Source organism: Streptomyces aureocirculatus, assembly GCF_000720475.1.
Classification (GTDB): domain Bacteria; phylum Actinomycetota; class Actinomycetes; order Streptomycetales; family Streptomycetaceae; genus Streptomyces; species Streptomyces aureocirculatus.
Genome location: NZ_JOAP01000008.1, coordinates 67,582 through 92,512, shown reverse-complemented (window position 1 = coordinate 92,512; position 24,931 = coordinate 67,582). Strand labels below are relative to the sequence as shown.

The window sequence follows — 24,931 nt, the reverse complement described above, 5'->3', positions numbered from 1 at the left end:
CCTCCGCCCATGGCAAATGGGCAGTGGTACCCCCCGGAGTGGCCCGACCGCATCCGCGCCCTCGCGGCAGGCGAGCTGACGCCCGCCAGGCCTCGCCGGGCGGCCACGGTCATGCTCCTCCGGGACACCGGAGCCCCCGGGACCACTGGAGCCTCCGGGACCACGGGAACCCCCGGCCCACAAGTCCACATGCTGCGCCGACGTACGTCGATGCCCTTCGCCGGAGGGGCGTACGCCTACCCCGGCGGCGGCGTGGACCCCCGTGACGACGACCACCACGTCCGCTGGGCGGGCCCGCCGCGCGCCGCCTGGGCGACCCGCCTCGGCCTCGACGAGGCCGCCGCCCAGGCCGTCGTGTGCGCTGCCGTACGGGAGACGTACGAAGAGGCGGGCGTGCTGCTCGCGGGACCGACCCCGGACACCGTCATCGCCGACACCACCGGCGACGACTGGGAGGCGGACCGCACGGCCCTGGTCGCCCGCGACCTCTCCTTCGCCGAGTTCCTCGACCGCCGCGGCCTGGTCCTGCGCAGCGACCTCCTGGGCGCGTGGGCCCGCTGGATCACCCCGGAGTTCGAGCCGCGCCGCTACGACACCTTCTTCTTCGTCGCGGCCCTCCCGGCGGGCCAGCGCACCCGCAACGCCTCCACGGAAGCCGAGAGCACCGTCTGGATCAGCCCCCGGCAGGCCGCCGAGCGCTACGACCGCGGCGAACTCCTGATGATGCCGCCGACCATCGCCACGCTCCGCCAGCTCTCCGGCTGCGCCACGGCCACGGCCGCCCTCGCCGCCGCCCCGGCCCGCGACCTGGCCCCGGTCCTCGCCCGGGCCCGGATCGCGGACGGCGAACTGGTCCTGTCCTGGCCCGGCCACGAGGAGTTCACGAAACACATCCCGACGGGCGACACCGCGTGAGCCCCCGCCCCCGGGCTCGCGCGCCCCGCCCCCGGGCTCGCGCGCCCCACCGCCCACCTCGCCACCAGCCCCAGCCTCCGCACTCGCACTCGCACTCGCACTCGACGGGAGTCACCCCCGTATGACCGAAGCAGCCGCACTCCCCGGCCAGCCGCGCGGCGGCGTCCTCAGCGGTCCCGCCACCGACCGTGCCGTCAACGTCCTCGCCCCCAACCCCTCCGCGATGACCCTCGACGGCACCAACACCTGGATCCTCGCGGAACCGGACTCCGACCTCGCGGTCGTCGTCGACCCGGGCCCCCTCGACGAGGGCCACCTCGCGCGGGTCGTCGCCACGGCGGCGGAGGCGGGGCGGCGGGTCGGCCTCACCCTGCTCACCCACGGCCACCCCGACCACGCCGAGGGCGCCGCCAGGTTCGCGGAGCTGACGGGCAGCAAGGTGCGTGCCCTCGACCCGGCGCTGCGCCTCGGCGACGAGGGCCTGGGAGCGGGCGACGTGATCACCACGGGCGGCCTTGAGCTGCGTGTCGTACCCACGCCCGGACACACCTCGGACTCCCTCTGCTTCCATCTGCCCGCCGACCGCGCGGTGCTGACGGGCGACACGATCCTCGGCCGCGGCACGACGATGGTCGCCCACCCCGACGGCCGTCTCGGCGACTACCTGGACTCGCTGCGGCGGCTGCGCTCCCTGACGGTCGACGACGGCGTGCACACGGTGCTGCCGGGTCACGGTCCGGTCCTGGAGGACGCCCAGGGCGCCGTGGAGTTCTATCTGGCGCACCGCGCGCACCGCCTCGCGCAGGTGGAGACGGCGGTCGAGAACGGGTACGTGACGTCGGGCGAGGTCGTGGCGCACGTGTACGCGGACGTGGACAGGACCCTGTGGCCGGCCGCGGAACTGTCGGTGCGGGCGCAGTTGGACTATCTGGGCGAGCACGGCCTGATCTGACGCACTCCTGCCGTGAACGGCTTGTGGCGCGGAGCCCGCCGTGAAGGGGGTTCCGCGCCACAGGCCAGGCCTACGAGGTCAGCGTGAGCGCTTGGCGAGGCGCTCCACGTCGAGCAGGATCACCGCGCGCGCCTCCAGGCGCAGCCACCCGCGGCCCGCGAAGTCCGCCAGTGCCTTGTTGACCGTCTCGCGGGAGGCGCCGACCAACTGGGCCAGCTCCTCCTGGGTGAGGTCGTGCACCACGTGGATGCCCTCTTCGGACTGCACGCCGAAGCGGCGGGACAGGTCGAGCAGGGCGCGGGCCACGCGGCCGGGGACGTCGGAGAACACGAGGTCCGACATCTGGTCGTTGGTCTTGCGCAGGCGCCGGGCCACGGCGCGCAGCAGGGCGGCGGCCACCTCCGGGCGGGCGTTGAGCCAGGGCTGGAGGTCGCCGTGGCCGAGGCCGAGCAGCTTGACCTCGGTGAGGGCGGAGGCCGTGGCCGTACGCGGGCCCGGGTCGAAGAGCGAGAGCTCGCCGATCAGCTCGCCGGGGCCGAGCACCGCGAGCATGTTCTCGCGGCCGTCCGGGGAGGTCCGGTGGAGCTTCACCTTGCCCTCGGTGACCACGTACAGGCGGTCTCCGGGGTCGCCCTCATGGAAAAGCGCGTCTCCGCGGGCGAGGGTCACCTCACTCATGGAGGCGCGGAGCTCCGCGGCCTGCTCGTCATCGAGCGCCGCGAAGAGCGGGGCGCGCCGCAGAACGTCGTCCACGAGTTCTCTCCTTGTCGACCTGCATCAGGGGACCGTGCCCCCAGTTTGCCGGACGGTTCAAACAGTGTGATCAGTCACTCAAGTCTGCCGCACTTGTGACGGGGGCAATGCGGAAGGGGGCCAATTGGGGGCCGATCCGGGGGACCGGCGACGGATACGGACGTCCGCGCGTACGTCGGACACCTGCTCCCTGCCCCGTGAGAGCACAGGCTACGGCGGCTGGGGCCATGGTTGCGCACGCGGATTCCGCTGTGGGCGAACACGTCGACGTTACCCCAGGGAACCGGACAAAGCGGGCGGTGTGCGGGGCGTGCAGCGGAGGTGTGTGCCCGCGCACGCTCCGCCGCCCAGCCGTCCGCGGCGCCGGTGGCGGGCTTCCGGGCGCGCTTGCGGAGGGGCTTCGACGTGGTCACGAGCGGGTATCTCCGCCGTCCGTGTCGGTGGAGGACCGTACGCTGGCGGCATGGCGAAACGAGGCGTGTCAGAGGGTTCCGGGGACGGAGGCGTGACGGTGCCGAAGAGGACGTCCGGGGCGGCGGGCAAGGGCGGCGAGGCGAGTCCTGCGAAGGGCGCCGCGAAGGGCGCCGCGAAGGGTGCCGCCGCCGCCGGGAAGGCCGCCGCCACGCCCGTCAAGAAGCCCAAACCCCCGCAGTCGCGTACGGCCCTCGTGCGGCAGGCCCGGCGGATCAACCGCGAGCTCGCCGAGGTGTATTCGTACGCCCATCCCGAGCTGGACTTCGAGAACCCCTTCCAGCTCCTGGTCGCCACGGTCCTTTCGGCGCAGACCACGGACCTGCGGGTGAACCAGACCACCCCCGCCCTCTTCGCCGCGTATCCGACCCCCGAGGACCTGGCCGCCGCCAACCCCGAGGAGGTCGAGGAACTGATCCGACCGACCGGCTTCTTCCGCGCCAAGACGAAGTCGATCATGGGACTTTCGGTCGCGTTGCGCGACGAGTTCGGCGGTGAGGTCCCGGGCCGTCTTGAGGACCTGGTCAAGCTGCCCGGCGTGGGCCGCAAGACCGCCTTCGTCGTCCTCGGCAACGCCTTCGGCGTCCCCGGCATCACCGTGGACACCCACTTCGGCCGTCTCGTACGCCGCTGGAAGTGGACCGAGCAGACCGACCCGGACAAGGTCGAGGCCGAGGTCGGCGCGCTCTTCCCGAAGAGTGAGTGGACGATGCTCTCGCACCGCGTGATCTTCCACGGCCGCCGCATCTGCCACTCCCGCAAGCCCGCCTGCGGCGCCTGCCCCATCGCCCCCCTCTGCCCGTCGTACGGAGAGGGCGAGACGGACCCCGAGAAGGCCAAGAAGCTCCTGAAGTACGAGATGGGCGGCATGCCCGGCCAGCGGCTCAAGCCCCCGCCGGACTACCCCGGCAAGCCGGCGCCCCCGCTGGGCGCCGCCGGGTGAGCCAGCGGTCGGGCGCCCGCCGCGACGAGGAACCAGAGGAACCATCCGCGGTCCCAGGGGCGTTGTGGAGAGATGGACGGGGGTGCCGATGACGCGAGCGAGCGGCATGCACACAGACGACAGCGACACGGAAACGAGCGACGGCCCCGGCGGCCCGCGGGGGAATGACGGCGGCGCGCCGGACGGTCACGGTGGCGCACCGGAAGGCCCCGGCGGCCCGCGGGAGGGTGACGGTGGCGCACCGGAAGGCCCGGGCGGCCCGCGGGAGGGTGACGGTGGCGCACCGCACGGCCACGGGGGCTCGCCGGAAAGCCTTGGTGGCGCACCGCACGGCCACGGCAGCCACGCGGCCCCGCAGCGCGATCACGGCGGCCACGCGTCCCCGCAGGGCGGCCACGGCAGCCACGCGGTCCCGCAGGGCGATCACGGCGGACCGCAGGGCCAGGGCGGCGGGCCCGGTGGGGCCGGGCCGGGGAGTGAGCGCGCCCGTGACCACACCCGCCGCGACGACCACCACGCCCTCACCGCCCAGGGCCTCCTCACCGCCGAGGGGCTGCCCGACTGGCTGACCCCCGTGGTGCGCGCCGTGGAGACCGTGCGGCCGCACCAGCTCAGCCGTTTCCTGCCGCCGGAGAACGGCGCGGGCCGCCAGTCCGCGGTCCTCGTCCTCTTCGGAGAGGGCGAACGGGGGCCCGAACTGCTCCTCATGGAGCGGGCGAGCTCGCTGCGCTCGCACGCGGGCCAGCCGTCGTTCCCCGGCGGTGCCCTCGACCCGGAGGACGGCGACCCGCGTGTGGAGGGCCCGCTGCGGGCCGCGCTGCGCGAGGCCGAGGAGGAGACCGGGCTCGACCCGGACGGCGTCCAGCTCTTCGGGATGCTGCCGAGCCTGTTCATCCCGGTGAGTGACTTCGTGGTGACGCCGGTCCTCGGCTGGTGGCGTGCGCCGAGCCCCGTCGGCGTCGTCGACCCGGCCGAGACGGCCCGTGTCTTCACGGTGCCCGTGGCCGATCTCACGGACCCCGCCAACCGCGCGACGACGGTGCACCCGAGCGGTCACAGAGGCGCGGCGTTCCTCGTCGAATCCGCCCTGGTCTGGGGTTTCACGGCCGGAATCATTGACAGGCTGCTGCACTACGCGGGCTGGGAACGCCCCTGGGACCGGGACCGCCAGGTCCCGCTCGACTGGGGCTCATGACAAGGTTGCGGGGACCGGGGCCCGGGACGGCTCCCCCGTCCCGCGGGGCGGGGGAGCCGTCCCGCTCCCCACGGCAATCGCGAGGCGAGGCGAGGCGGGCAATGATGCGAGGCGAGGACTGAATTCCGTGAACCTGCTGGACATCCTGCTGCTGCTCGCCGCCGTGTGGTTCGCGATCGTCGGCTACCGCCAGGGTTTCGTCGTCGGCATCCTCTCGGTGACCGGCTTCCTCGGCGGCGGCCTCATCGCGGTGTATCTCCTCCCGGTGGTCTGGGACGCCTTCACCGACGAGGGCGCCGAGGTCAGCACCGGCGCGGCCGTCGCCGCCGTGGTCGTCGTCATCGTCTGTGCCTCCGTCGGCCAGGCCTTCACCACCCATCTGGGCAACAAACTGCGTCGGCACATCACCTGGCAGCCCGCCAGAGCCCTGGACGCCACGGGCGGCGCGATGGTCAACGTCGTCGCCATGCTCCTCGTCGCCTGGCTGATCGGCTCCCTCCTCGCGGGCACGACGCTGCCCACGCTCGGCAAGGAGGTCCGCAACTCCAAGGTGCTCCTCGGCGTCGACCGCGCCCTGCCTGGCCAGGCCGACACCTGGTTCACGGACTTCTCCTCGGTCCTCGCGCGCAACGGCTTCCCGCAGGTCTTCAGCCCGTTCTCGAACGAGCCCATCAAGGACGTCGAGCCGCCGGACCCCAAGCTCGTGGGCAGCAAGGTCGCCGCCACCGCCAAACGCTCCATCGTGAAGGTCAGCGGTGACGCGCACAGTTGCGGCAAGGCCCTCGAAGGCACCGGCTTCGTGTTCGCCCCGCGCCGCGTGATGACGAACGCGCATGTGGTCGGCGGCGTCGACGAGCCCAAGGTGCAGATAGGCGGCGAGGCCGAGAAGTACGACGCCAAGGTCGTGCTCTACGACTGGAAGCGCGACATCGCCGTCCTCGACGTACCCACGCTGCGCGCCCCGGCACTGCGGTTCACCTCCACGGACGCGGAGAGCGGCAACAGCGCGATCGTGGCGGGCTTCCCCGAGGACGGCCCCTACGACGTGCGTTCCGCGCGCGTACGCGGCCGCATCACGGCGAAGGGCCCGGACATCTACCACCGGGGCACGGTCCGCCGCGATGTGTACTCGCTGTACGCCACGGTCCGTCAGGGCAACTCAGGCGGCCCCCTGCTCACTCCGCAGGGCAAGGTCTACGGCGTGGTGTTCGCCAAGTCCCTCGACGACCCGGACACCGGGTACGCGCTGACGGTGGACGAGGTGCGCGAGGACATCGAGCGCGGCCGCACCGCAAACCAGGAGGTCGACAGCCAGGGGTGCGCCCTCTAGGGCGTGTCCGATGGGTCGGCGCGGCGTCGCGACGTCTGCCGGGGAGGACCCGGGACGCCGGGCGTCGGGTCAGTCGCGCGTGTGGCGCAGCCGGGCGGACATCCAGCGGGCCCTGCGGCGCAGGATGCGCGGAATGCCGATGGCTTGAACGGAAGCCGCCATCTCGGGGTGTCCCGGATCCCGCGGACCGCTCCTGTCGTGGTTCACCACGGTGGCGGTGCGGCGCTTGCGTGCTACGTCACTGTAGTCGTGCGTCCAGCCCATACCCGGACGTGTGCCCGTGCCTCAAGGTCGGTAACCGCGCCCAAGGGCCCCAATCGGCCTATGCGGCAGGCAATTGGCGTTCGTCGGACAGTAGTTCCCCCGCGGTGCCCCGAAGTTACCCGGGTCTTCCCGCGGGTTACCCGGGTCTTCGCACGCAAAACCGTGAGAACGGCTCTACCGGTCCGGCTCGGGGTCCTTCAGCCAGGAGACCAGTTCGGACGAGAACGCCACCGGGTCCTCCTCGTGCGGGAAGTGCCCGAGCCCGTCGAACAGCCGCCAGCGGTAGGGCGCTTCGACGTACTCGCCGGATCCGGCCGCGCTGCGCGTACGCATCACCGGGTCGAGGGAGCCGTGCAGATGCAGCGTCGGCACCCGCACAGGACGCTTCATGCGCCGATTGAACTGGATGCCGTCGGGCCGCGCCAGGGACCGCACCATCCAGCGGTACGGCTCGATCGCGCAGTGCGCCGTCGAGGGGATGCACATGGCACGGCGGTACGTCTCCACGGCCTCGTCGTCCGGCAGGCTCGGTCCGGACCAGTCCCGTACGAGCCTGCCCACCAGGGCGGCGTCGTCCGCGACGAGCTGCCGCTCGGGCAGCCACGGCCGCTGGAAGCCCCACACGTACGCCCCGGCCGTCGTCTGCTTGCGGTCCCGCAGCATCGCCGAGCGCCAGCGCCGCGGATGCGGCATCGAGGAGACGGCGAGGCGGCGCACCAGCTTGGGCCGCATCACGGCCGCCGTCCAGGCGAGATAGCCGCCCAGGTCGTGGCCGACGAGCGCGGCGTCGGGCTCCCCCAGGGAGCGGACGACGCCGGTGATGTCCAGGGCGAGGTTGGCCGGGTCGTAGCCACGCGGAGTCCGGTCGCTGCCGCCCACTCCCCGCAGGTCCATCGCCACCGCGCGGAAGCCCGCGTCGGCGAGCGCCACGAGCTGGTGCCGCCATGTCCACCAGAACTGCGGGAAGCCGTGCAGGAGCAGCACAAGCGGGCCATCGCCGAGCTCGGCGATGTGGAAGCGCGCACCGTTGGCGGCGACGTCCCGGTGCGTCCATGGGCCCTCGATCCGTACCGTCGAAGGGGCCGGGGAGGTTCCCGGGGAGAACGCCGACGGGGTGCGGGCGGTCGAGGGGGACACTGCCGTGGTCTTGCCCGAGGGCGTGGCTTGCTCCGTCATGAAGTCGAGCGTGCCACAGCGCTGCCCCGCTCACCCGCCTCAAGCTCCACGGTCACCGCCGGGGGGACGGCGCGCGGGTGCGGCTTGGCGTGCGCGAGGACGGCGGCGGTCTCCTTGGCGGCGGCCGCGGCCTTCTGCGGGCCCTTGCCCCTGGCGGCCTTCTTGGCGAAGATCACACCGATCAGTGCGAGGACTCCGGCCACCAGGACGTTCGCGGCGAAGGACAGCACGAAGCAGATCGCCAGGTTCCAGCCGCTCCAGGTGCGGATGCCGTACGCCAGGGCGAAGCTCAGCATCGGCAGCGAGAAGATGAGGACGGCGGTCGCCGCGATGAACGCGGCGCTGCCGATCGCACCGCGCTTGACGTCCTGCGTGAGCTGGGCCTTGACCAGCGCGATCTCGTCGTGCACCAGCTCCGACATCTCTTTGCTCGCCGCTGAGACGAGCTGGCCGAGGCTGCGTTCGGTGCCGACGGGACCGTCGGGTGAGCTCATCGCTTGCTCCTCATTCCTCTGCTTCGGGTCGTGTTCCTGGTCAGATCATGCCGGACCGTCGCCCGCGTCGCTCGATCCGGCCGCCTGTCGCGCACGTCGCCGGTGCTCGTCCGCCTTCTTCTGGTAGATGTCCGCCATGCGCAGGTGGTAGGCCGGGTCGTCCTGTTCGTAGATGTCGGGGATGCCGCTGAGGTCGTCGTCGCGCTCCTCGTCCTCCCACAGCTTGCGGTACTTCACGTCGCGTACCTTCAGCAGGATCGCGGACAGCACGGCCGCTGTCAGGGACCCGATCAGCACGGCGGCCTTGATTTCGTCGGTGAGCACCGGGTCGTCGCTGAAGGCGAGTTCCCCGATGAGCAGGGACACCGTGAACCCGATCCCGGCGAGCGAGGCGACCGCGAAGACGTCGGGCCAGGCCAGATCCTCGTTCAGCTCGGCCCGGGTGAAGCGGGCGGCGAGCCAGGTGCCGCCGAAGATGCCGACGACCTTGCCGACGACGAGGCCGAGGACCACGCCGAGCGTCTCCGGCTTGGCGAAAACGTCCCCGAGCACCCCGCCGGAGACGGCGACACCGGCGCTGAACAGCGCGAACAGCGGCACGGCGAGCCCCGCCGAGAGGGGGCGCACCAGATGCTCGATGTGCTCGCCGGGGGAGTGCGGCTCGCCCTCCTCCTTGTGGCAGCGCAGCATCAGGCCCATGGCCACACCGGCGATGGTGGCGTGTACGCCGCTGTTGTACATCAGGCCCCAGACGGCCAGGGCCAGCGGCACGTACACGTACCAGCCGCGTACGCCCTTGCGCAGCAGCAGCCAGAAGACCGCGAGGCCGATGACCGCGCCGCCGAGTGCCGCGAAGTTCAGGTCGCTGGTGAAGAAGATCGCGATGATCAGGATGGCGAAGAGGTCGTCGACGACGGCGAGCGTCAGCAGGAAGGCGCGCAGCGACGACGGCAGCGAGGTGCCGATGACCGCGAGGACCGCGAGGGCGAAGGCGATGTCGGTCGCCGTCGGCACCGCCCAGCCGTCGGCGGAACCGCCGCCGACGGTGTTGACCAGGGTGTAGACGAGCGCGGGCGCGGCCATGCCGCAGAGCGCGGCGATCACCGGCAGCGCAGCGGCCTTGGGGTCGCGCAGGTCACCGGCGACCAGTTCGCGCTTGAGCTCGATGCCGGCGACGAAGAAGAACACCGCGAGCAGCCCGTCGGCGGCCCAGTGCTGCACGGACAGGTCGAGGCCGAGCGAGCCGGGCCCGACGTGGAAGTCCCTGACGCTCTCGTAGCTCTCCTTGATCGGAGTGTTCGCCCAGATCAGCGCGGCGATCGCGGCCAGCAGGAGGAGTACGCCGCCCACGGTCTCGGTACGCAGCGCCTCGGCGACGAAATTGCGCTCGGGCAGGGAGAGACGGCCGAGGAACTTGCGGGTGGTGGGGGTGGGCGCGGCCACGAGAGACGACCTCCGTCGGGTAGGCAGGGCAGAGCACATGCCGACCAGACTTCCCGGCGCACCTAGGTGTTTCTTGTCGCGTTGTTGACGTTGATTCTTAGCGTACCTAAACGTGCGTCGGAATGTATCCGGCGAATGCCACCCTAAACACAAAAGGGGCACCCGGCGCGGGTGCGCGGGGTGCCCCTGGGTGCTGCGGGGTACTGCCGGGTTCTTCTGGGTGCCGCTGGGTGCCGCTGGGTGCCGCTGGGCGCCGGTCGCGTCGGGGAGCTAGTCCTCGCTGGGCGCGGCCGGGAGCTTGGACTGGATCAGGTCCATCACGGACGAGTCCGTCAGCGTGGTCACGTCACCGAGCTGGCGGTTCTCCGCGACGTCCCGCAGCAGCCGCCGCATGATCTTCCCGGACCGTGTCTTCGGCAGTTCGGCCACGGGCAGGATCCGCTTGGGCTTGGCGATGGGCCCGAGCGTCGTCCCCACATGGTTGCGCAGTTGGCCCATCAGCTCCACGTCGTCCGCGTCGGCCGTCCCCCGCAGGATCACGAAGGCGACGATGGCCTGCCCGGTGGTCTCGTCCGCGGCACCGACGACCGCGGCCTCGGCGACGGACGGGTGGGACACGAGTGCCGATTCGACCTCGGTGGTGGAGATGTTGTGCCCGGAGACGAGCATGACGTCGTCGACCCGGCCGAGCAGCCAGATGTCCCCGTCGTCGTCCTTCTTCGCGCCGTCCCCGGCGAAGTACTTGCCCTCGAAACGCGACCAGTACGTGTCGATGAACCGCTGGTCGTCGCCCCAGATGGTGCGCAGCATGGACGGCCACGGCTCGGTGAGCACCAGATAGCCGCCGCCGCCGTCCGGCACCTCGCGCGCCTCGTCGTCCACGACGGTGGCCGCGATCCCGGGCAGCGCGCGCTGCGCGGAGCCCGGCTTGGTCTCGGTCACACCGGGCAGCGGCGAGATCATCATCGCGCCGGTCTCGGTCTGCCACCAGGTGTCCACGATCGGGCATGTGTCGCCGCCGATGTGCTTGCGGTACCAGACCCACGCCTCGGGGTTGATCGGCTCGCCCACCGACCCGAGCACCCGCAGGCTGCTGAGGTCGAACTTGGCGGGGATGTCGTCGCCCCACTTCATGAACGTACGGATCGCCGTGGGCGCCGTGTACAGGATCGTGACCCCGTACTTCTGCACGATCTCCCAGAACCGGCCCTGGTGCGGGGTGTCCGGGGTGCCCTCGTAGATCACCTGGGTCGCGCCGTTCGAGAGCGGTCCGTAGGTGATGTACGAGTGTCCTGTCACCCAGCCGATGTCGGCCGTGCACCAGTAGACGTCGGTCTCCGGCTTGAGGTCGAAGACGGCGTGGTGGGTGTACGAAGCCTGCGTCAGATAGCCACCGGACGTGTGCAGGATGCCCTTCGGCTTGCCCGTCGTCCCGGAGGTGTAGAGGACGAACAGCGGCTGCTCGGCCTCGAACGCCTCGGGCGTGTGCTCCGCGGACTGCTTGCCGACCACGTCGTGCCACCACAGGTCGCGGCCCTCGGTCCAGGCCACGTCCTGCTCGGTGCGCCGGACGACCAGGACCTTGCCGACGCCCTGCGTGCCCTCGCGGCTCAGGGCCTCGTCGACCGCGGGCTTGAGCGCGGACGGCTTGCCCCGGCGATAGCCCCCGTCGGCGGTGATGACGAGCTTGGCGTCGGCGTCCTTGATGCGCGTGGCGATGGCGTCGGCGGAGAAGCCGCCGAAGACCACCGAGTGCGCGGCGCCGATGCGCGCGCACGCCAGCATGGCCACGACCGCCTCGGGGATCATCGGCAGATAGACCGCGACCCGGTCGCCCGCGCTCACGCCGAGGTCGGTGAGCGCGTTGGCCGCGCGGCTGACCTCGTCCTTCAGCTCGGCGTAGGTGATGGCCCTGCTGTCCCCCGGCTCGCCCTCGAAGTGGATGGCCACCCGGTCGCCGTGGCCCGCCTCGACATGGCGGTCCACACAGTTGTACGCGACGTTGAGACGGCCGTCCTTGAACCACTTCGCGAACGGCGGGTTCGACCAGTCGAGCGTCTCTGTCGGTTCGGTGGCCCAGGTCAGCCGACGGGCCTGCGTGGCCCAGAAGCCGAGCCTGTCAGCCTTGGCCTGTTCATACGCCTCCGCCGTGACATTGGCGTGCGCCGCCAGGTCGGCCGGTGGCGCGAACCTGCGGTCCTCCTTGAGCAGGTTGGCCAGGCTTTCGTTGCTCACGACATCTCCCTTTCCCAGGGTGTCCGTTGTGTCCCAGGCCACAGCTCATCAGACACCCGGCCCCGGTGACAAGGGCTTGCCGGAAATTGGTTTAGACCTCTACCGGCCGGGCGGGGGTGACCTGGCTGAACACCTCGTCAGGTGCCTGCCCAGCGGGCGCCGTCCCACCCCCTCGTCCGCCGTCCGAGCCGTCGGTCAGCAGATACGCCTGCGCCTCGCCCACGTCGAAGTACATCCCGTGCAGCTCCAGCGTCCCTTCGGCAAGCCGCTTCGCCACGACCTCGTACGCCCGCAGATGCTCGAGCTGCTGGACGACGTTGGTGAGGCAGAGCTGTTCGACGGCGTCGGCGGGGGCCCTGCCCGCGAGGCGCGGCCAGGGCCTGGGGGGCGTGGCCTCCGGCCTGGGGGGCGTGGCCTCCGGGCCGGGGGGTGCCCCCTCCAGGCCGAAGGCGGGGGTGGCTTCCGGCCCTGGGGAGGGGGTGGTTCCACGCACGGGGGCGGGCTTGGTGGACGGTGCGGATGCCGATGCCGATGCCGATGCCGATGGCGATGGCGATGGCGATGGCGATGGCGATGCCGGTGCCGGTGCCGGTGCCGGTGCCGCGTACGAGGCGGGCGTGCCGGGTGCCGTGTGGGAGCCGGGCTCGCTGGATGAGGTGCAGGTGGCAGGCTCGGCGGACGCGGTGGGTGGTGCCGCGGCCGTGGTGGGGCCTCCGGCCGTGGTGGGGTTCGCGGCCGTGGTGGTGCCTCCGGCCGTGGTGGGGCTCGCGGCGGTGGTGGTGCCTCCGGCCGTGGTGGGGCTTGCGGCGGTGGTGGTGCCTCCGGCCGTGGTGGGGCTTGCGGCGGTGGTGGTGCCTCCGGCCGTGGTGGCGCTTGCGGCGGTGGTGGTGCCTCCGGCAGTGGTGGGGTTCGCGGACGCGGTGGGGCTCTCAGCCGTCGTGGGGCTTGCGGCGGTGGTGGTGCCTCCGGCAGTGGTGGGGTTTCCAGCCGTGGTGGGGCTCCCAGCCCTGATGGGGCTCGCGGCCGTGGTGGAGCTCGCGTTCGCGAGACCTTGCTCGGCCATCCGTGCCAGGCTCGGCAACCCGTGCCGGAGCCACCTCTTGAGGGGCGTCTGCGCGCCGGTCGGCGGCGTGGTGAGCAGGGCCTGCATCGCGCCGCAGCCCGAATGCCCGCATACGGTGATGGACTTGACCTGCAGCAGGTCCACCGCGTACTCGATCGCGGCCGCCACCGAGTCGTCGCCGCTCTCGGCGCCGGGCAGCGGCACGAGGTTGCCGACGTTGCGCACGACGAACAGGTCGCCGGGACCGCTCGACGTGATCATCGACGTAACCACACGGGAGTCGGCGCAGGTGAGGAAGAGCTGCACGGGTCGCTGGCCCTCGCGCGCGAGCCGGGCCAGTTCCCCGCGCACCCGCGGCGCGGTGTGCCGCTGGAACGCGCTGATGCCCTTGGCCAGTTGATGCTGTTCGGGGCGCTCGGGGCCCGGGCTCTCCCGGGGGCTTTCGCTCTCGCTGTCGCACTGGTGGTTGCGCCAGGGCGTCCAGGGGCGGCAGCCGCAGTGGGACGTCGCGGCGGGCTCGGCGATGCGCTGCCCACCGCGGCCGGTGACCTCGGCGGTGCCGCCCTGCGCGGCATGTGCGTCCAGCCAACTGTGCAGCGACTCGTACGCCGCGTGGTCCATGAAGGAACCGTCGAGCTCCACGACGGCGTGCGCCCGCGGCGGCACGTGGTGCAGACAGCGGCTGAGCCGGGGCACCGCGAGGAACGTCAACTGCCCGCGTACGTGTACGTGGTGCACGCCCTCGGAGTCCTCCTCGCAGGTGATGCGGGTGCGGGCGAGGCGGTGCAGGGCGACGGACACGGCGACGGCGATGCCGATGGTCACGCCCTCCAGGACCCCGAACACGACCACGCCGAGGATGGTGGCGGCGTAGACGAGGAACTCGCGGTGCCTGCTGACCGTACGGATGTGATTCAGGCTGACCATCTGGATGCCGATGGCCATGACGAGGGCGGCGAGCGCGGCGAGCGGGATCAGCTCCAGGACGGGCACGAGGAGCAGGGAGGCCACTACCACCCAAACGCCGTGCAGCATCGTGGAGTTCCTGCTGACGGCACCGGCCCGGACATTCGCCACGCTGCGCACCGCCACCCCGGCGATCGGCAGCCCGCCGAGCGCTCCGGACGCCATGTTCGCCGCGCCCTGGCCGAGCAGCTCGCGGTCCAGGTCGGCACAGCCGGGGCGGCCCTGCGCACTGGTGCGCTGGGCGGTGAGCTTGTCGATGGCGACCGCGCCGAGCAGCGACTGGACGCTGCACACCAGCGTCGTGGCGAGCACCGCCGCCACCAGTCCGAGAGCGGGGCCCTCGGGCAGTCCGGCCAGCGCGTGGCTGCGCCAGGACGGCAGATCCACCCTCTCCACGGCGAGCGCGGTCAGGCCGGTGAGGCCGGTGGCGGCGGTGACGGCGACGAGCGGTGCGGGGACGACGCGTGCCATCCGGCCGACGCGGCCGGGGATCCGGGGCCACAGGAACAGGACCACCAGGGTCAGGGCGCTGATCGACACGGCCGCCGGATGCAGGTCGGCCAACTGGGCGGGGAGCGCGCCGAGGTTGGCGATCACTGAGCTCTGTGGTGTCCCGCCGAGGACGATGTGCAACTGGGCGACGGCGATGGTGACGCCGATGCCTGCGAGCATTCCGTGGACGACGGCCGGGCTCACGGCGAGCGCCGAGCGTGCCACGCGCAGACAGCCGAGGCCGATCTGGGCGAGGCCCGCGAGGACGGTGATGGCGCAGGTGGTCCGCCATCCGAATCGCTGGATGAGGTCGGCCGTGACGACCGTGAGCCCCGCGGCGGGGCCGCTGACCTGGAGCGGGGACCCGCCGAGACGACCGGCGACGAGGCCGCCGACGGCGGCGGCGACCAGGCCCGCCTGGAGCGGGGCGCCGGTCGCGAGGGCGATGCCCAGGGACAGCGGCAGTGCGATCAGGAAGACGGCCAGGGACGCGGAGACGTCGGCGCCGGCGATGCGGAACTTCCTGCGCGGTGGTGGCGCGTGCGGCTGCTGGGCGTCGGGGCCATGAGCCGGGTCGGTGGCGCTGGTGGGGACGCAGGCAGACATGTTTCCCGTCTCCTCCGGGGCGGCGCGGTCGCGGAACAAGGGGTCCTCCGGTGGTTGCCGGGGGGCGGGTCGCGGCCGTGGGTCACGGCGTTGCAGCGGCGGGATGCCTCAACTCTCAGTAAACGAATCGTAATGCAGAGTAAAGGTCGTACATGGATTTTAGGCGCAAATGGGGCAGGTGATCACCCCAACGAGTGAATAAAAATACTGATCGGCTTGTCGGTATAAATCCCTGAGGGCCCCGTGCGAAGTTGCTGACGTTCTGTCCCGACTTGTACGGAAGAAGGTGGGCGGAAGATGGCCGCCACCCCAAGGACCTCAGCCGCCCAGGGCCGTACTGGCGCGCGGGCGCGGCGGGCGGGCGCGGGTCTGGTCGCGCTCGCGGTCGGCGCGGCGGCGCTGGCCGGATGCGCGGACGACAAGTCCGGCGCGGAGTCAGGCGCACACGGCGCGAAGAAGCCTGCGGGCGCTCCGGCGCCCAAGACCGCGGTGCGGCTGATCGGGGACGGTTCGACCGCGTTCACCGGGCAACAGCCGAAGCTGCCCCGTCCCGAGCGGCTGAGACCGGGCCAGAAGCCACCCCAGTTCGTGGTCTTCTCCTGGGACGGCGCCGGTGAGGACAGTCAGAAGCTGTTCTCCCACTTCCGCAAGGTCGCCAAGCGGAACAACACGACGATGACGTACTTCCTCAGCGGCGTGTACCTGCTCCCCGAAAACAAGCGCAAGCTCTACAAGCCGCCTCAGCACCTGGCCGGCGCCTCGGACATCGGCTTCAACGACCGCCGGGGAATCAAGGACACCGTGGAGCAGCTCCGCGGCGCCTGGCTCGAGGGCAACGAGATCGGCACCCACTTCAACGGCCACTTCTGCGGGGCGGGGCGCGGCGTCGGCGAGTGGTCGGTCGCGGACTGGAAGAGCGAGATCCGCCAGGCCAAGTCCTTTGTGAAGGCATGGAAGACCAACACGGGCCGACGCGGCGCGAAGCCGCTTCCCTTCGACTACGACAGGGAGCTCATCGGTGCCCGCACCCCCTGCCTCGAAGGACGCACCAACTTCATGCGCGCGGCCCGTGAACTCGGCTTCCGCTACGACACCAGCGGAGTGAACAACCAGGTCTGGCCCAAGAAGAAGCGCGGCCTCTGGGACCTGTCCATGCAGCTCGTCCCGGTCCCGGGGCGCGGCTTCGAGACGCTCACCATGGACTACAACTTCATGGTCAACCAGTCCGGTTCGACCTCACAGGGCGACCCGGACAAGCACGAGTACTGGGGCGACCAGATGCGCGACGGTCTGATCAAGGGCTTCAAGCGCGCCTACAACGGCAACCGTGCTCCCCTCATCATCGGCAACCACTTCGAGTCGTGGAACGGCGGCACGTACATGCGTGCCATCGAGGAGACCATCGAGCGCGTCTGCACCAAGCGCGAAGTGCGCTGTGTCTCCTTCCGGCAGCTCGCCGACTGGCTGGACGCACAGGACCCGCAGGTCCTCGCCAGGCTGACCAAGCTCGGCGTCGGCAAGGCCCCCAAGGAGGGCTGGCGCGCCTACCTGTCCGCCCGGCCCGCCCCCGCACCCAAGGGAGTCCCGGGCGCGGAGCCGGCCAAGCGGTGAGCTGAGCACCGGCCAAGCGGTGAGCTGAGCGGGTCCGGTCGGGTGCCGCCCGTGGTGGTCAGGCCGTCGCCGGTGCGTGCTCGCGCAGGACGAAGTCGGGGTCGACCTGGGCGGCCAGGTCGGCTCCGGTCCGCTCGTTGCCCCAGCTCTGTGCGTTCTTCAGGTGGAAGTGGACCATCTGGCGGGTGTAGCGCTCCCAGTCGCGGCGCTCGTACGTGGCGTCGGCCGCTTCGTGGAGTGTGTTCAGGGCGAGGCGGTTGGCCTCCTCCAGGAGTTCGAACCGGGGCGGACGGCCCTTCTCCATGGAGCGCACCCAGTCGGAGTGCCCGATGGTCACCAGGAGGTCGTCGCCGACCTGCTCGCGCAGGAAGTCGAGGTCGTCCTGGCCCTGCACCTTGTTGCCGACGACCTTGAGGTCGACGCCGAAGTCGTGTGCGTAGTCCTTGTACTGGCGATAGACGGAGACTCCCTTCCGGGTCGGCTCGGCGACGAGGAACGTCATGTCGAAGCGGGTGAACATCCCGGAGGCGAAGGAGTCCGAGCCCGCGGTCATGTCGACCACCGCGTACTCGTCGCGGCCGTCGACCAGGTGGTTCAGGAGCAGTTCGACCGCTCCGGTCTTGGAGTGGTAGCAGGCGACACCGAGGTCGGCTTCGGTGAACGGCCCGGTGACCATCAAACGCACGGCGCCGCCGTCGAGTTCCACCGCCCGCGCACACGTTTCGTACACCGGGTTGTCCTCGCGGATCCGCAGCAGCCGCGAGCCCGCGCCGGGCGGGGTCGTCTTGATCATCGTGTCGGCGCCGGTGATGCGCGGGTTGGTCCCGCGCAGATAGTCCTTGATCAACGGCAGCCTGCCACCCATGGCGGGCAGTTGGGCGGACTGCTCGTCGTCGAAGCCGAGGGCGGCGCCCAGGTGCTGGTTGATGTCGGCGTCCACCGCGACGACGGGTGCGCCGGTGGCGGCGAGGTGTCGGATGAAGAGCGAGGACAGCGTGGTCTTGCCGCTGCCGCCCTTCCCCACGAAAGCGATCTTCATGTTCATGTAGCGTAGCCATGTGATCTTGCGCGAGGGCCCGCGTTCGCTGGTAGAGGCCCGGTTCGCGTGAAGAAGACCACTCCTTCGTGGCGGGCGCTCCTGTGGTGCGTAGGGTCGTACTCATGAGTACGAATGCCGATCCGTTGGTTGCTCTCGGCGCGCTGCCCGGCGTGGCCGACTCCGTGGACTCCGTGCGCAAGGCCGTCGACCGGGTCTACGGCCACCGGGTCATGCGGCGGCGCAGCACCGAGGTCACCGCCGAGGCGGCGCTGCGCGGTGCTCGCGGGTCCGCGGCGCTGTCCGGCGCCGAGTGGGCCTTGGAGGAGGTCCGCAGGCGCAGTGACTTCGGCGGCGAGGGCGATGTGCGCGTGATGGGCGCCGCGCTGCGGCTGAGTGCGGAGGCGGGGCAGCTCCTCTCCATCTGGCGGCAGTCACCGCTGCGCGTGCTCGCCCGGCTGCATCTGGTCGCCGCGGCCGACTCCGACGAGGCCGCGGGCCGTCCGCGGCTCGCCGGTGAGCCGGTGCGGGAGCCGTTGATCGAGCTGGACCTGCCGGACGCCGAGGAGGTGGCGGGGCGCCTCGAAGGGCTCGCGCAACTGGTGATCGCGGGCAGTGCGGCGCCGGCCCTGGTGACGGCGGCCGTGGTGCACGGCGAGCTGGCGGCCCTGCGGCCCTTCGGGTCGTGCAACGGTCTGGTCGCGCGTGCCGCCGAGCGCATCGTCCTGGTGGGCAGCGGCCTGGACCCGAAGTCCATCTGTCCGGCCGAGGCGGGCCACGCGGAGCTGGGGCGCGCGGCCTATGTCGGCGCCCTTGAGGGATATGTGTCCGGGACTCCGGAGGGCATGGCCGCCTGGATCACGCACTGCGGGAAGGCGGTCGAGCTGGGAGCCAGGGAGTCGACCGCGGTGTGCGAGGCACTGCAACGTGGGGCGGCCTGAGGCGATCACCCCGGACAGGGTTGCGGCGGTACGAGAATTCGTACCGCCGCTGGCATGTTCACCGGGTTACCAAGCGTCCTCGAATGGTTGCCCATCAGGTCGGGAACTTTGCCCGTCACCTGGTGCGGCTGGCCCGTAATCGACGGGTCGACGTCGCGTGGGTGCTCGATGACCATGCTTCGGTCCGTGGGGCCAATCATTGCGGATAAAGGTGATCCTCTCGGATTTCCTTGGTCTCGCGGGCCGTTGACTCCTTTGTACTCCTGTCCTGGAGCAAGTGGAAGCCCTGACAGCACTTCTTTACTTTTAGGTTCAAACAAGGGTGAATCGGACGGCGGGTCGAGGGCGGGCCGGACGGAGGCTCGCGCACGCCTCGTCGGACCTCGCTGCTGGACGCTCCGGCCCTGGTCAGCCCCTCAGTCGATGGCGGCGCGGCGGCGGCTTGCGAACCACACGATGCCCGCGGTGGCCGCCGCGGCGCCGACCGCGGCCGCCGCGACCAGTGCGGGGCGGGGCGGTGCGGGCAGCCGCTGCTTGAGCCGCACGGGGCGGTGGAAGTCGAGAATCGGCCACTCGCGCGCGAGGGCCTCGCGGCGCAGCGCCCGGTCGGGGTTGACGGCGTGCGGACGGCCCACGGATTCGAGCATGGGAACGTCCGTGGCCGAGTCGCTGTAGGCGAAGCAGCGCTCCAGGTCGTACCCCTCCGACTCGGCGAGCTCCCGGACGGCCTCCGCCTTGGTCGGCCCGTATGCGTAGTACTCCACTTCGCCCGTGAAGCAGCCGTCGTCGCCGACGACCATGCGGGTGGCCACCACCCGGTCGGCGCCCAGGAGTTCGCCGATCGGCTCGACCACCTCGGCCCCCGATGTGGAGACGATGACGACGTCGCGCCCCGCGGTGTGGTGCTCCTCGATCAGCGAGGCGGCCTCGTCGTAGATGATGGGGTCGATCAGGTCGTGCAGTGTCTCCGCGACGATCTCCTTGACCTGCTGGACGTTCCACCCCCGGCACAGCGAGGACAGGTACGAGCGCATTCGCTCCATCTGGTCGTGGTCGGCGCCGCCGGCCAGGAACACGAACTGGGCATATGCGGTTCGCAGTACCGCCCTGCGGTTGATCAGGCCGCCTTGGTAGAACGACTTGCTGAAGGTGAGCGTGCTCGACTTCGCAATGACCGTCTTGTCCAGGTCGAAGAAGGCGGCTGTGCGGGGCAGGGGGTGGTTTTCCACGAGGTCGAGCATAGGCGCCCACCATTCGGCGTAAGCTGAGGCGCGTGGGTTTGCCTGAGAAGGCTCTCGGGTACACCATGGAAGTCACGGATCGTTCGCGACCGTGCTAACCCGGTCTGGCTCCTCCCCCCCCGAGTCGGACCGAGGGGACGACCCCCGCTCTCCCCCCCGGCGGGGGTCGTCGCATGTCCGGATGGGTTTTCACCCTCCTTTCCTGATCTTTTCTGATCGTCTGCGCCCTTGTCGCGCCTCGGTGGCGCCGATGTCGCGCGCCCAAGATTCGTCACTGTGCGTGTTCGTGAGGCTGCGCTCTGGAAGACGTTCGGGCCGTCACCGGTGTGGGTGAAGGAGATATCCACAACCGGCCCGTTCTCCACAGTTATTGACCAAGATCCACACGATTTCCGGGATCGCCGCACGCTGGATTCCGTTCGTGAAGTTCATGGCCGGATTCCATTGGCCGGTCTTCGCGTACGCAGATCCGGATGCGCACAACCGCGCATTCGAAGGGACTTGCAGCGAGAGGGGGCCGGAAGATCGTGAGTGAAGTCATTGCGTGCGACACACCGCCGTCGTCCGGGGAACAGGCGGGCGGACCGCTGATCGTCACGGAGGACGTGGACCTGCTGGACGACCTGCTGCGGCTGTGCGCAGCGGCGGGAGCACGGCCGGAGGTGCACCACGGCGTGCCCGAGCGCAGGGGCGGCTGGGAATCCGCGCCGCTCGTCCTCGTCGGGGACGACGCGGCGGACCGGGTGCGTGGCGCCGCCCGACGGCGCGGGGTCGTGCTCGTGGGGCGGGACCAGGACGATCCGGGGGTGTGGCGGCGCGCTGTGGAGATCGGCGCGGACGACGTGCTCGTTCTTCCCGACGGTGAACAGTGGCTGGTGGACCGCATCGCCGACGTCGCCGAAGGCGCCGGGAGGCCCGCCCTGACCATCGGTGTCATCGGCGGCCGCGGCGGCGCCGGGGCCTCCACGCTGGCGTGCGCCCTGGCCGTCACGGCGGCGCGGACCGGGCGGCGCACCATGCTGGTCGACGCCGACCCGCTGGGCGGCGGACTCGATGTGCTGCTCGGCGGGGAGACCACCGAGGGCTTGCGCTGGCCCGCGTTCGCGCGGTCCCGGGGCCGGGTCGGCGGCGGCGCCCTGGAGGAGTCGCTGCCCGCGCTGCACGACCTGCGGGTCCTCAGTTGGGACCGCGGCGACACCGTGACCATCGCGCCGGAGGCCGTGCGGGCCGTCCTGGCGGCCGCCCGCAGGCGCGGCGGGGTGGTGGTCGTCGACCTGCCCCGCCGGGTGGACGAGGTGGTCGCCGAGTCTTTGGCACAACTGGACCTCGGTCTGCTTCTGGTGCCCGCGGAACTGCGCGCGGTGGCAGGGGCGCGCCGGGTCGCGTCGGCGGCGGGCATGGTCCTGCGGGATCTGCGGGTCGTCGCCACCCCGGGCCCCGACCCGTTCGCGGGCGACAAGCTGGACGCGGACGAGACGGCCCGACTGCTCTGCCTCCCGCTCGCCGGTGTCCTGCCCTGGGAGCACGGTCTGCGGGCCGCGCAGAGCGGCGGACGGCCCCCGGGAGGCGCGGCGCGCGGGCCGCTCGCCCGCTTCTGCACGGCCTTCTGGGAGCGGCTGCCGACCGGGGTCGGTGAGGGCGTATGAGCACGGTGGTGGGCGCCCGGATGCTGGACGGCGTACGGCAGTGGCTCGCGGCCAACGGCACCGAGCCGACGCCGGCCCGGGTCGCCGAGGCCCTGCGGGCACAAGGGCGGGTCCTGGGAGACGCCGAAATCCTCGGCGCGGCCGAGCAGTTGCGTTCGGAGTTGGTGGGTGCAGGTCCCCTGGAGCCGCTGCTCGAAGACCCGGCCGTGACCGACGTGCTGGTGTCCGCTCCGGACCGCGTCTGGGTGGACCGCGGCCGCGGCCTCGAGCTCACCGACGTCGCCTTCCGGGACGCCCCGGCGGTCCGGCGCCTCGCCCAGCGGCTCGCGACCGTGGCGGGACGGCGCCTCGACGACGCCCGGCCCTGGGTCGACGCCCGTCTGCCGGACGGCACCCGCCTGCACGCGGTGCTGCCACCGGTCGCCGTCGGCTCGGCGTATCTGTCCCTGCGGGTCGTGCGGCCCCGCGCCTTCACGCTCGCCGAGCTGGTCGCCGCGGGCACGGTGCCACCCGGCGGCGACCGGATGCTCCACCGACTGCTCGACGCCCGCCTCTCCTACCTCATCAGCGGCGGCACGGGCAGCGGCAAGACGACGCTGCTGTCCACCCTGCTCGGCCTCGTCGGGCAGCGGGAGCGCATCGTCCTGGCCGAGGACTCCGCCGAGCTGCGCCCCGAACACCCGCACGTGGTGCGCCTGGAGGCCCGGCCGCCCAACCAGGAAGGCGTGGGCACGGTGGGCCTCGACGACCTGGTGCGCCAGGCCCTGCGGATGCGCCCGGACCGGCTCGTGGTGGGCGAGGTGCGGGGCCCCGAGGTGGTACATCTGCTGGCCGCTCTGAACACGGGCCACGACGGTTGCGGCACGGTGCACGCGAACGCCGCCGCCGACGTACCGGCCCGTCTGGAGGCGCTGGGCACGGCTGCCGGACTCGACCGCGCCGCGCTGCACAGCCAAGTGGCGGCCGCCCTGTCCGTGGTCCTCCATCTCGCCCGTGACCCGGCGGGCCGACGCCGCCTGGCGGAGGTGCAGGTCCTGGAGCGCGGCCCGTCGGGCCTGGTGACGACCGTGCCCGCGCTGCGCTGGGGTGCGCGTGGCTTCGTCCGCGAACGCGGTTGGCCACGGCTCGGCGCACTGCTCGCGCGGCGCGGCGGCTGCGGTGGCCGAAGCGACCTGGCCCGGGACGGTGCCGGCCGCCAGGAGCACGAGACGTGGGGCGAGCCGAGGGAGGAGGCATGAGCGCGGCGGCGGCGTGCGGGGCGGCCCTGTGCGCGGGCGGATCGGTATGGCTCCTTGGCGGGCGGATGCGGGCGGCGCGCGGGACGCGGCGGGCACGGTCGGTGCTCTCGGCGGGCGGCGCGGCGCAGGTGCCCTGGTGGCACGGGCGGAGCGCCAGGGTGCGCGGGCGGCTGGGCCATGAGGTGTGGCTCCTTCCGGGCGGAGGGCTGATCGGTCTCCTCGGCGAGTCGTTGCTGCCCCTGGTCGCGGCGGCGGTCGGCACGCCGCTCGCCGGCCGGGTGCGCAGGCAACGGCAGGCGCGCCGTGAGCGGGAGCGGAGGTCCGGTGCGGTGATCGCCTTGTGCGGGGTGCTCGCCGGCGAGGTGCGGGCGGGTCGGCAGCCCGCGCAGGCACTTCAGGCGGCCGCGGAAACCGGCGTGGCGGTCGAGCGGGGACTCGGCGGCGCACGGAACGGCGTAGTCGCGGCGGCGCGGTTCGGCGGTGACGTGCCGGGCGCCTTGCGGGAGGCCGCCCGGGAGCCGGGTGCCGAAGGCCTGGTCGGACTCGCGGCGTGTTGGCGGGTCGCCGTCGACCGGGGCGCCGGGCTCGCGGCGGGCCTGGAACGGCTCGAAGGGGCGCTGCGCGCGGAGCGGGACCAGGAGGCCGACCTGCGCGCCCAGTTGGCGGGCGCCCGCTCGACGGCGCTGATGCTCGCGGGCCTACCCGCCCTCGGCCTGCTCATGGGCGCCGCCCTCGGGGCCGAACCACTGCTGGTGCTGCTGCACACGGGACCGGGACTCACCTGCCTGCTCGTGGGCGGACTGCTTGAAGGCGCAGGGGCGTGGTGGGCGTTGCGGATCGTGCGGAGGGCGGAGGGGCGATGAGGCAAGAGGTGATCGTTTCGATCGGTTCACTGGGTTGGAGCGGCTGGCCCGGGTCGTTCGAGATGGCCGGGCTGGCCGGGCTGGCCGGGGGCGGAAAAGTTGTCCACAGGCTGGGGGTGGTCGTGTGGTCGGTGGCGGCGGTGGTGTGGCTGGGGCTGACGGTGGCGGCGGCTCGGCGGGAGCGGGCTGTGGGGCGGCGGGCGTCGGCGCTCCTGGGTACTGCTGGGCGGCGAGGCGGGCGAGGCGGGCGAGGCGGGCGACGACGCGGGCGACGACGCGGGCGACCGGAGCGGCCGTGGCGGTCCGGGCTCCGGTGGAGGCACGCCGGGTCCCGGAAAGGGCCGTGGCATGCGCGCGGCGGGAGCGCGGTCCCAGGGCGGCGGGAGCTGGTGCGCAGATGGCTGGCGGTCGCCGGGGTGGTGAGTGCCGGATGGGCGCTCGTCGGCGGAGTGACGGGGTGCGGGATCGGGGTGATCGCCGGGTGCTGCGTGTGGCGGCTGCGTACGGGCGGCGACCGGAAGGAGGACTTCGACACGGCGCAGGCGGCGCGTCAACTTCCCCTCGCGGCAGATCTGCTGGCGTCCTGCGTGACGGCGGGGGCGGGGCCCGTCACGGCGGCTCAGGCCGTCGGTGAGTCCCTCGGGGGGCCGGTGGGGGAACGGCTCGCGTCGGGTGCGGCACAGGTGCGGCTCGGCGGTACTCCCGCGGAGGCCTGGCGCCAGGTGGGTGAGATCCCGGGAGCCGAAGCGCTGGCCCGACTCCTCGAGCGAACCGCCGAGTCGGGGGCGCCCACGGCTGCCCCCGTGGCCCGGCTCGCGGCGGACTGCAGAGCCGAACAGGGGCGAGCCGCGACCGCCAGGGCCCGCCGGGCCGCGGTGCTGATGACGGCGCCGGTGGGGCTGTGTTTCCTGCCCGCGTTCATCGCGGTCGGTGTGGTGCCGGTGGTGATCGGACTGGCAGGGGGCCTGATGGGCGGGCAGTGAGGCATTTTGGCGGGCGAAATGTCGTACGGGCGGCAGGACAAGGCGGGGCGGCCGGGTCCTCCGGAGTACTTGGC

The 24,931-nt window shown here is 72.1% G+C and carries 20 protein-coding genes; 11 read left to right on the top strand and 9 right to left on the bottom strand.

The window, feature by feature from the left end; all coding sequences use genetic code 11:
• Positions 1-9 precede the first annotated feature (9 nt).
• Both IG78_RS0109835 and IG78_RS0109830 read left to right on the top strand, forming a co-directional pair.
• A complete protein-coding gene (locus tag IG78_RS0109835; protein ID WP_030561260.1) occupies positions 10-915 on the top strand; it encodes an NUDIX hydrolase in 906 nt (301 codons plus the stop codon).
• A 121-nt stretch (positions 916-1,036) separates the two neighbouring features.
• Positions 1,037-1,867: an MBL fold metallo-hydrolase gene (locus IG78_RS0109830; protein WP_030561258.1), complete on the top strand. Its 831-nt coding sequence runs from the start codon at positions 1,037-1,039 to the stop codon at positions 1,865-1,867.
• Between the two features lie 78 nt (positions 1,868-1,945).
• On the opposite strand, the gene IG78_RS0109825 is transcribed toward IG78_RS0109830, so the two are convergent.
• Positions 1,946-2,620: a Crp/Fnr family transcriptional regulator gene (locus tag IG78_RS0109825; RefSeq protein WP_016642758.1), complete on the bottom strand. Its 675-nt coding sequence runs from the start codon at positions 2,618-2,620 to the stop codon at positions 1,946-1,948.
• Between the two features lie 463 nt (positions 2,621-3,083).
• On the opposite strand from IG78_RS0109825, the gene nth reads away from it, so the two are divergent.
• The 3 genes from nth (at position 3,084) to IG78_RS0109810 (ending at position 6,559) form a co-directional block, all read left to right on the top strand.
• Positions 3,084-4,034, top strand: a complete 951-nt coding sequence (nth, locus tag IG78_RS0109820) for an endonuclease III (protein WP_031128718.1) — start codon at positions 3,084-3,086, stop codon at positions 4,032-4,034.
• A 553-nt stretch (positions 4,035-4,587) separates the two neighbouring features.
• Complete coding sequence (locus tag IG78_RS0109815) at positions 4,588-5,229, top strand: NUDIX hydrolase (RefSeq protein WP_030561235.1); 642 nt, start codon at positions 4,588-4,590, stop codon at positions 5,227-5,229.
• A gap of 127 nt (positions 5,230-5,356) precedes the next feature.
• Entirely contained in the window at positions 5,357-6,559 is a 1,203-nt protein-coding gene (locus IG78_RS0109810; RefSeq protein ID WP_030561233.1) for a MarP family serine protease, read from the top strand.
• Between the two features lie 69 nt (positions 6,560-6,628).
• Here the strand turns inward: IG78_RS0109810 and IG78_RS0109805 are convergent, their stop codons facing one another.
• The 6 genes from IG78_RS0109805 to IG78_RS0109780 all read right to left on the bottom strand — a co-directional run bounded on the left by IG78_RS0109805 (position 6,629) and on the right by IG78_RS0109780 (position 15,298).
• Positions 6,629-6,823: a hypothetical protein gene (locus tag IG78_RS0109805; RefSeq protein WP_030561231.1), complete on the bottom strand. Its 195-nt coding sequence runs from the start codon at positions 6,821-6,823 to the stop codon at positions 6,629-6,631.
• Between the two features lie 174 nt (positions 6,824-6,997).
• Positions 6,998-7,999: an alpha/beta fold hydrolase gene (locus tag IG78_RS0109800; protein ID WP_199813249.1), complete on the bottom strand. Its 1,002-nt coding sequence runs from the start codon at positions 7,997-7,999 to the stop codon at positions 6,998-7,000.
• The gene (locus tag IG78_RS0109795) at positions 7,996-8,493 is read right to left on the bottom strand and encodes a phage holin family protein (protein ID WP_030561227.1); all 498 of its coding nucleotides are present in this window, start codon (positions 8,491-8,493) and stop codon (positions 7,996-7,998) included. The genes IG78_RS0109800 and IG78_RS0109795 overlap by 4 nt, the downstream gene beginning before the upstream one ends.
• A 45-nt stretch (positions 8,494-8,538) precedes the next feature.
• Complete coding sequence (nhaA, locus tag IG78_RS0109790; protein WP_037685381.1) at positions 8,539-9,975, bottom strand: Na+/H+ antiporter NhaA; 1,437 nt, start codon at positions 9,973-9,975, stop codon at positions 8,539-8,541.
• Positions 9,976-10,206: 231 nt separating this feature from the next.
• Positions 10,207-12,213 (bottom strand): acetate--CoA ligase, encoded by a 2,007-nt coding sequence (gene acs, locus IG78_RS0109785; RefSeq protein WP_078965021.1) that lies wholly within the window; start codon positions 12,211-12,213, stop codon positions 10,207-10,209.
• Positions 12,214-12,262: 49 nt separating this feature from the next.
• Positions 12,263-15,298 carry a bifunctional SulP family inorganic anion transporter/carbonic anhydrase gene (locus IG78_RS0109780; RefSeq protein WP_225882040.1) on the bottom strand — a complete coding sequence of 1,012 codons (3,036 nt, stop codon included), beginning with the start codon at positions 15,296-15,298 and terminating at the stop codon, positions 12,263-12,265.
• Between the two features lie 297 nt (positions 15,299-15,595).
• On the opposite strand from IG78_RS0109780, the gene IG78_RS0109775 reads away from it, so the two are divergent.
• Positions 15,596-16,909: a polysaccharide deacetylase family protein gene (locus tag IG78_RS0109775; protein ID WP_030561218.1), complete on the top strand. Its 1,314-nt coding sequence runs from the start codon at positions 15,596-15,598 to the stop codon at positions 16,907-16,909.
• 58 nt (positions 16,910-16,967) lie between these two features.
• On the opposite strand, the gene IG78_RS0109770 is transcribed toward IG78_RS0109775, so the two are convergent.
• A complete protein-coding gene (locus tag IG78_RS0109770) occupies positions 16,968-17,948 on the bottom strand; it encodes an ATP-binding protein (RefSeq protein WP_030561216.1) in 981 nt (326 codons plus the stop codon).
• Positions 17,949-18,070: 122 nt separating this feature from the next.
• Between IG78_RS0109770 and IG78_RS0109765 the strand changes: the two genes are divergently transcribed.
• Positions 18,071-18,886 (top strand): Fic family protein, encoded by an 816-nt coding sequence (locus IG78_RS0109765; RefSeq protein ID WP_030561214.1) that lies wholly within the window; start codon positions 18,071-18,073, stop codon positions 18,884-18,886.
• A gap of 416 nt (positions 18,887-19,302) precedes the next feature.
• Here IG78_RS0109765 and IG78_RS0109760 read toward each other — a convergent pair whose 3' ends face one another.
• Entirely contained in the window at positions 19,303-20,127 is an 825-nt protein-coding gene (locus tag IG78_RS0109760; protein WP_030561212.1) for an HAD family hydrolase, read from the bottom strand.
• 527 nt (positions 20,128-20,654) lie between these two features.
• Here IG78_RS0109760 and ssd point away from each other — a divergent pair.
• The 4 genes from ssd to IG78_RS50520 all read left to right on the top strand — a co-directional run bounded on the left by ssd (position 20,655) and on the right by IG78_RS50520 (position 24,857).
• Positions 20,655-21,773, top strand: a complete 1,119-nt coding sequence (ssd, locus tag IG78_RS0109755) for a septum site-determining protein Ssd (RefSeq protein ID WP_030561210.1) — start codon at positions 20,655-20,657, stop codon at positions 21,771-21,773.
• Positions 21,770-23,011, top strand: a complete 1,242-nt coding sequence (locus IG78_RS0109750; RefSeq protein ID WP_051852486.1) for a TadA family conjugal transfer-associated ATPase — start codon at positions 21,770-21,772, stop codon at positions 23,009-23,011. Before ssd ends, IG78_RS0109750 begins: the two co-directional genes overlap by 4 nt.
• The gene (locus IG78_RS0109745; RefSeq protein WP_030561206.1) at positions 23,008-23,874 is read left to right on the top strand and encodes a type II secretion system F family protein; all 867 of its coding nucleotides are present in this window, start codon (positions 23,008-23,010) and stop codon (positions 23,872-23,874) included. Before IG78_RS0109750 ends, IG78_RS0109745 begins: the two co-directional genes overlap by 4 nt.
• A 62-nt stretch (positions 23,875-23,936) precedes the next feature.
• On the top strand, positions 23,937-24,857 hold the full coding sequence (locus IG78_RS50520) for a type II secretion system F family protein (RefSeq protein ID WP_078965036.1): 921 nt from the start codon (positions 23,937-23,939) through the stop codon (positions 24,855-24,857).
• The last annotated feature ends 74 nt before the right edge of the window (positions 24,858-24,931 follow it).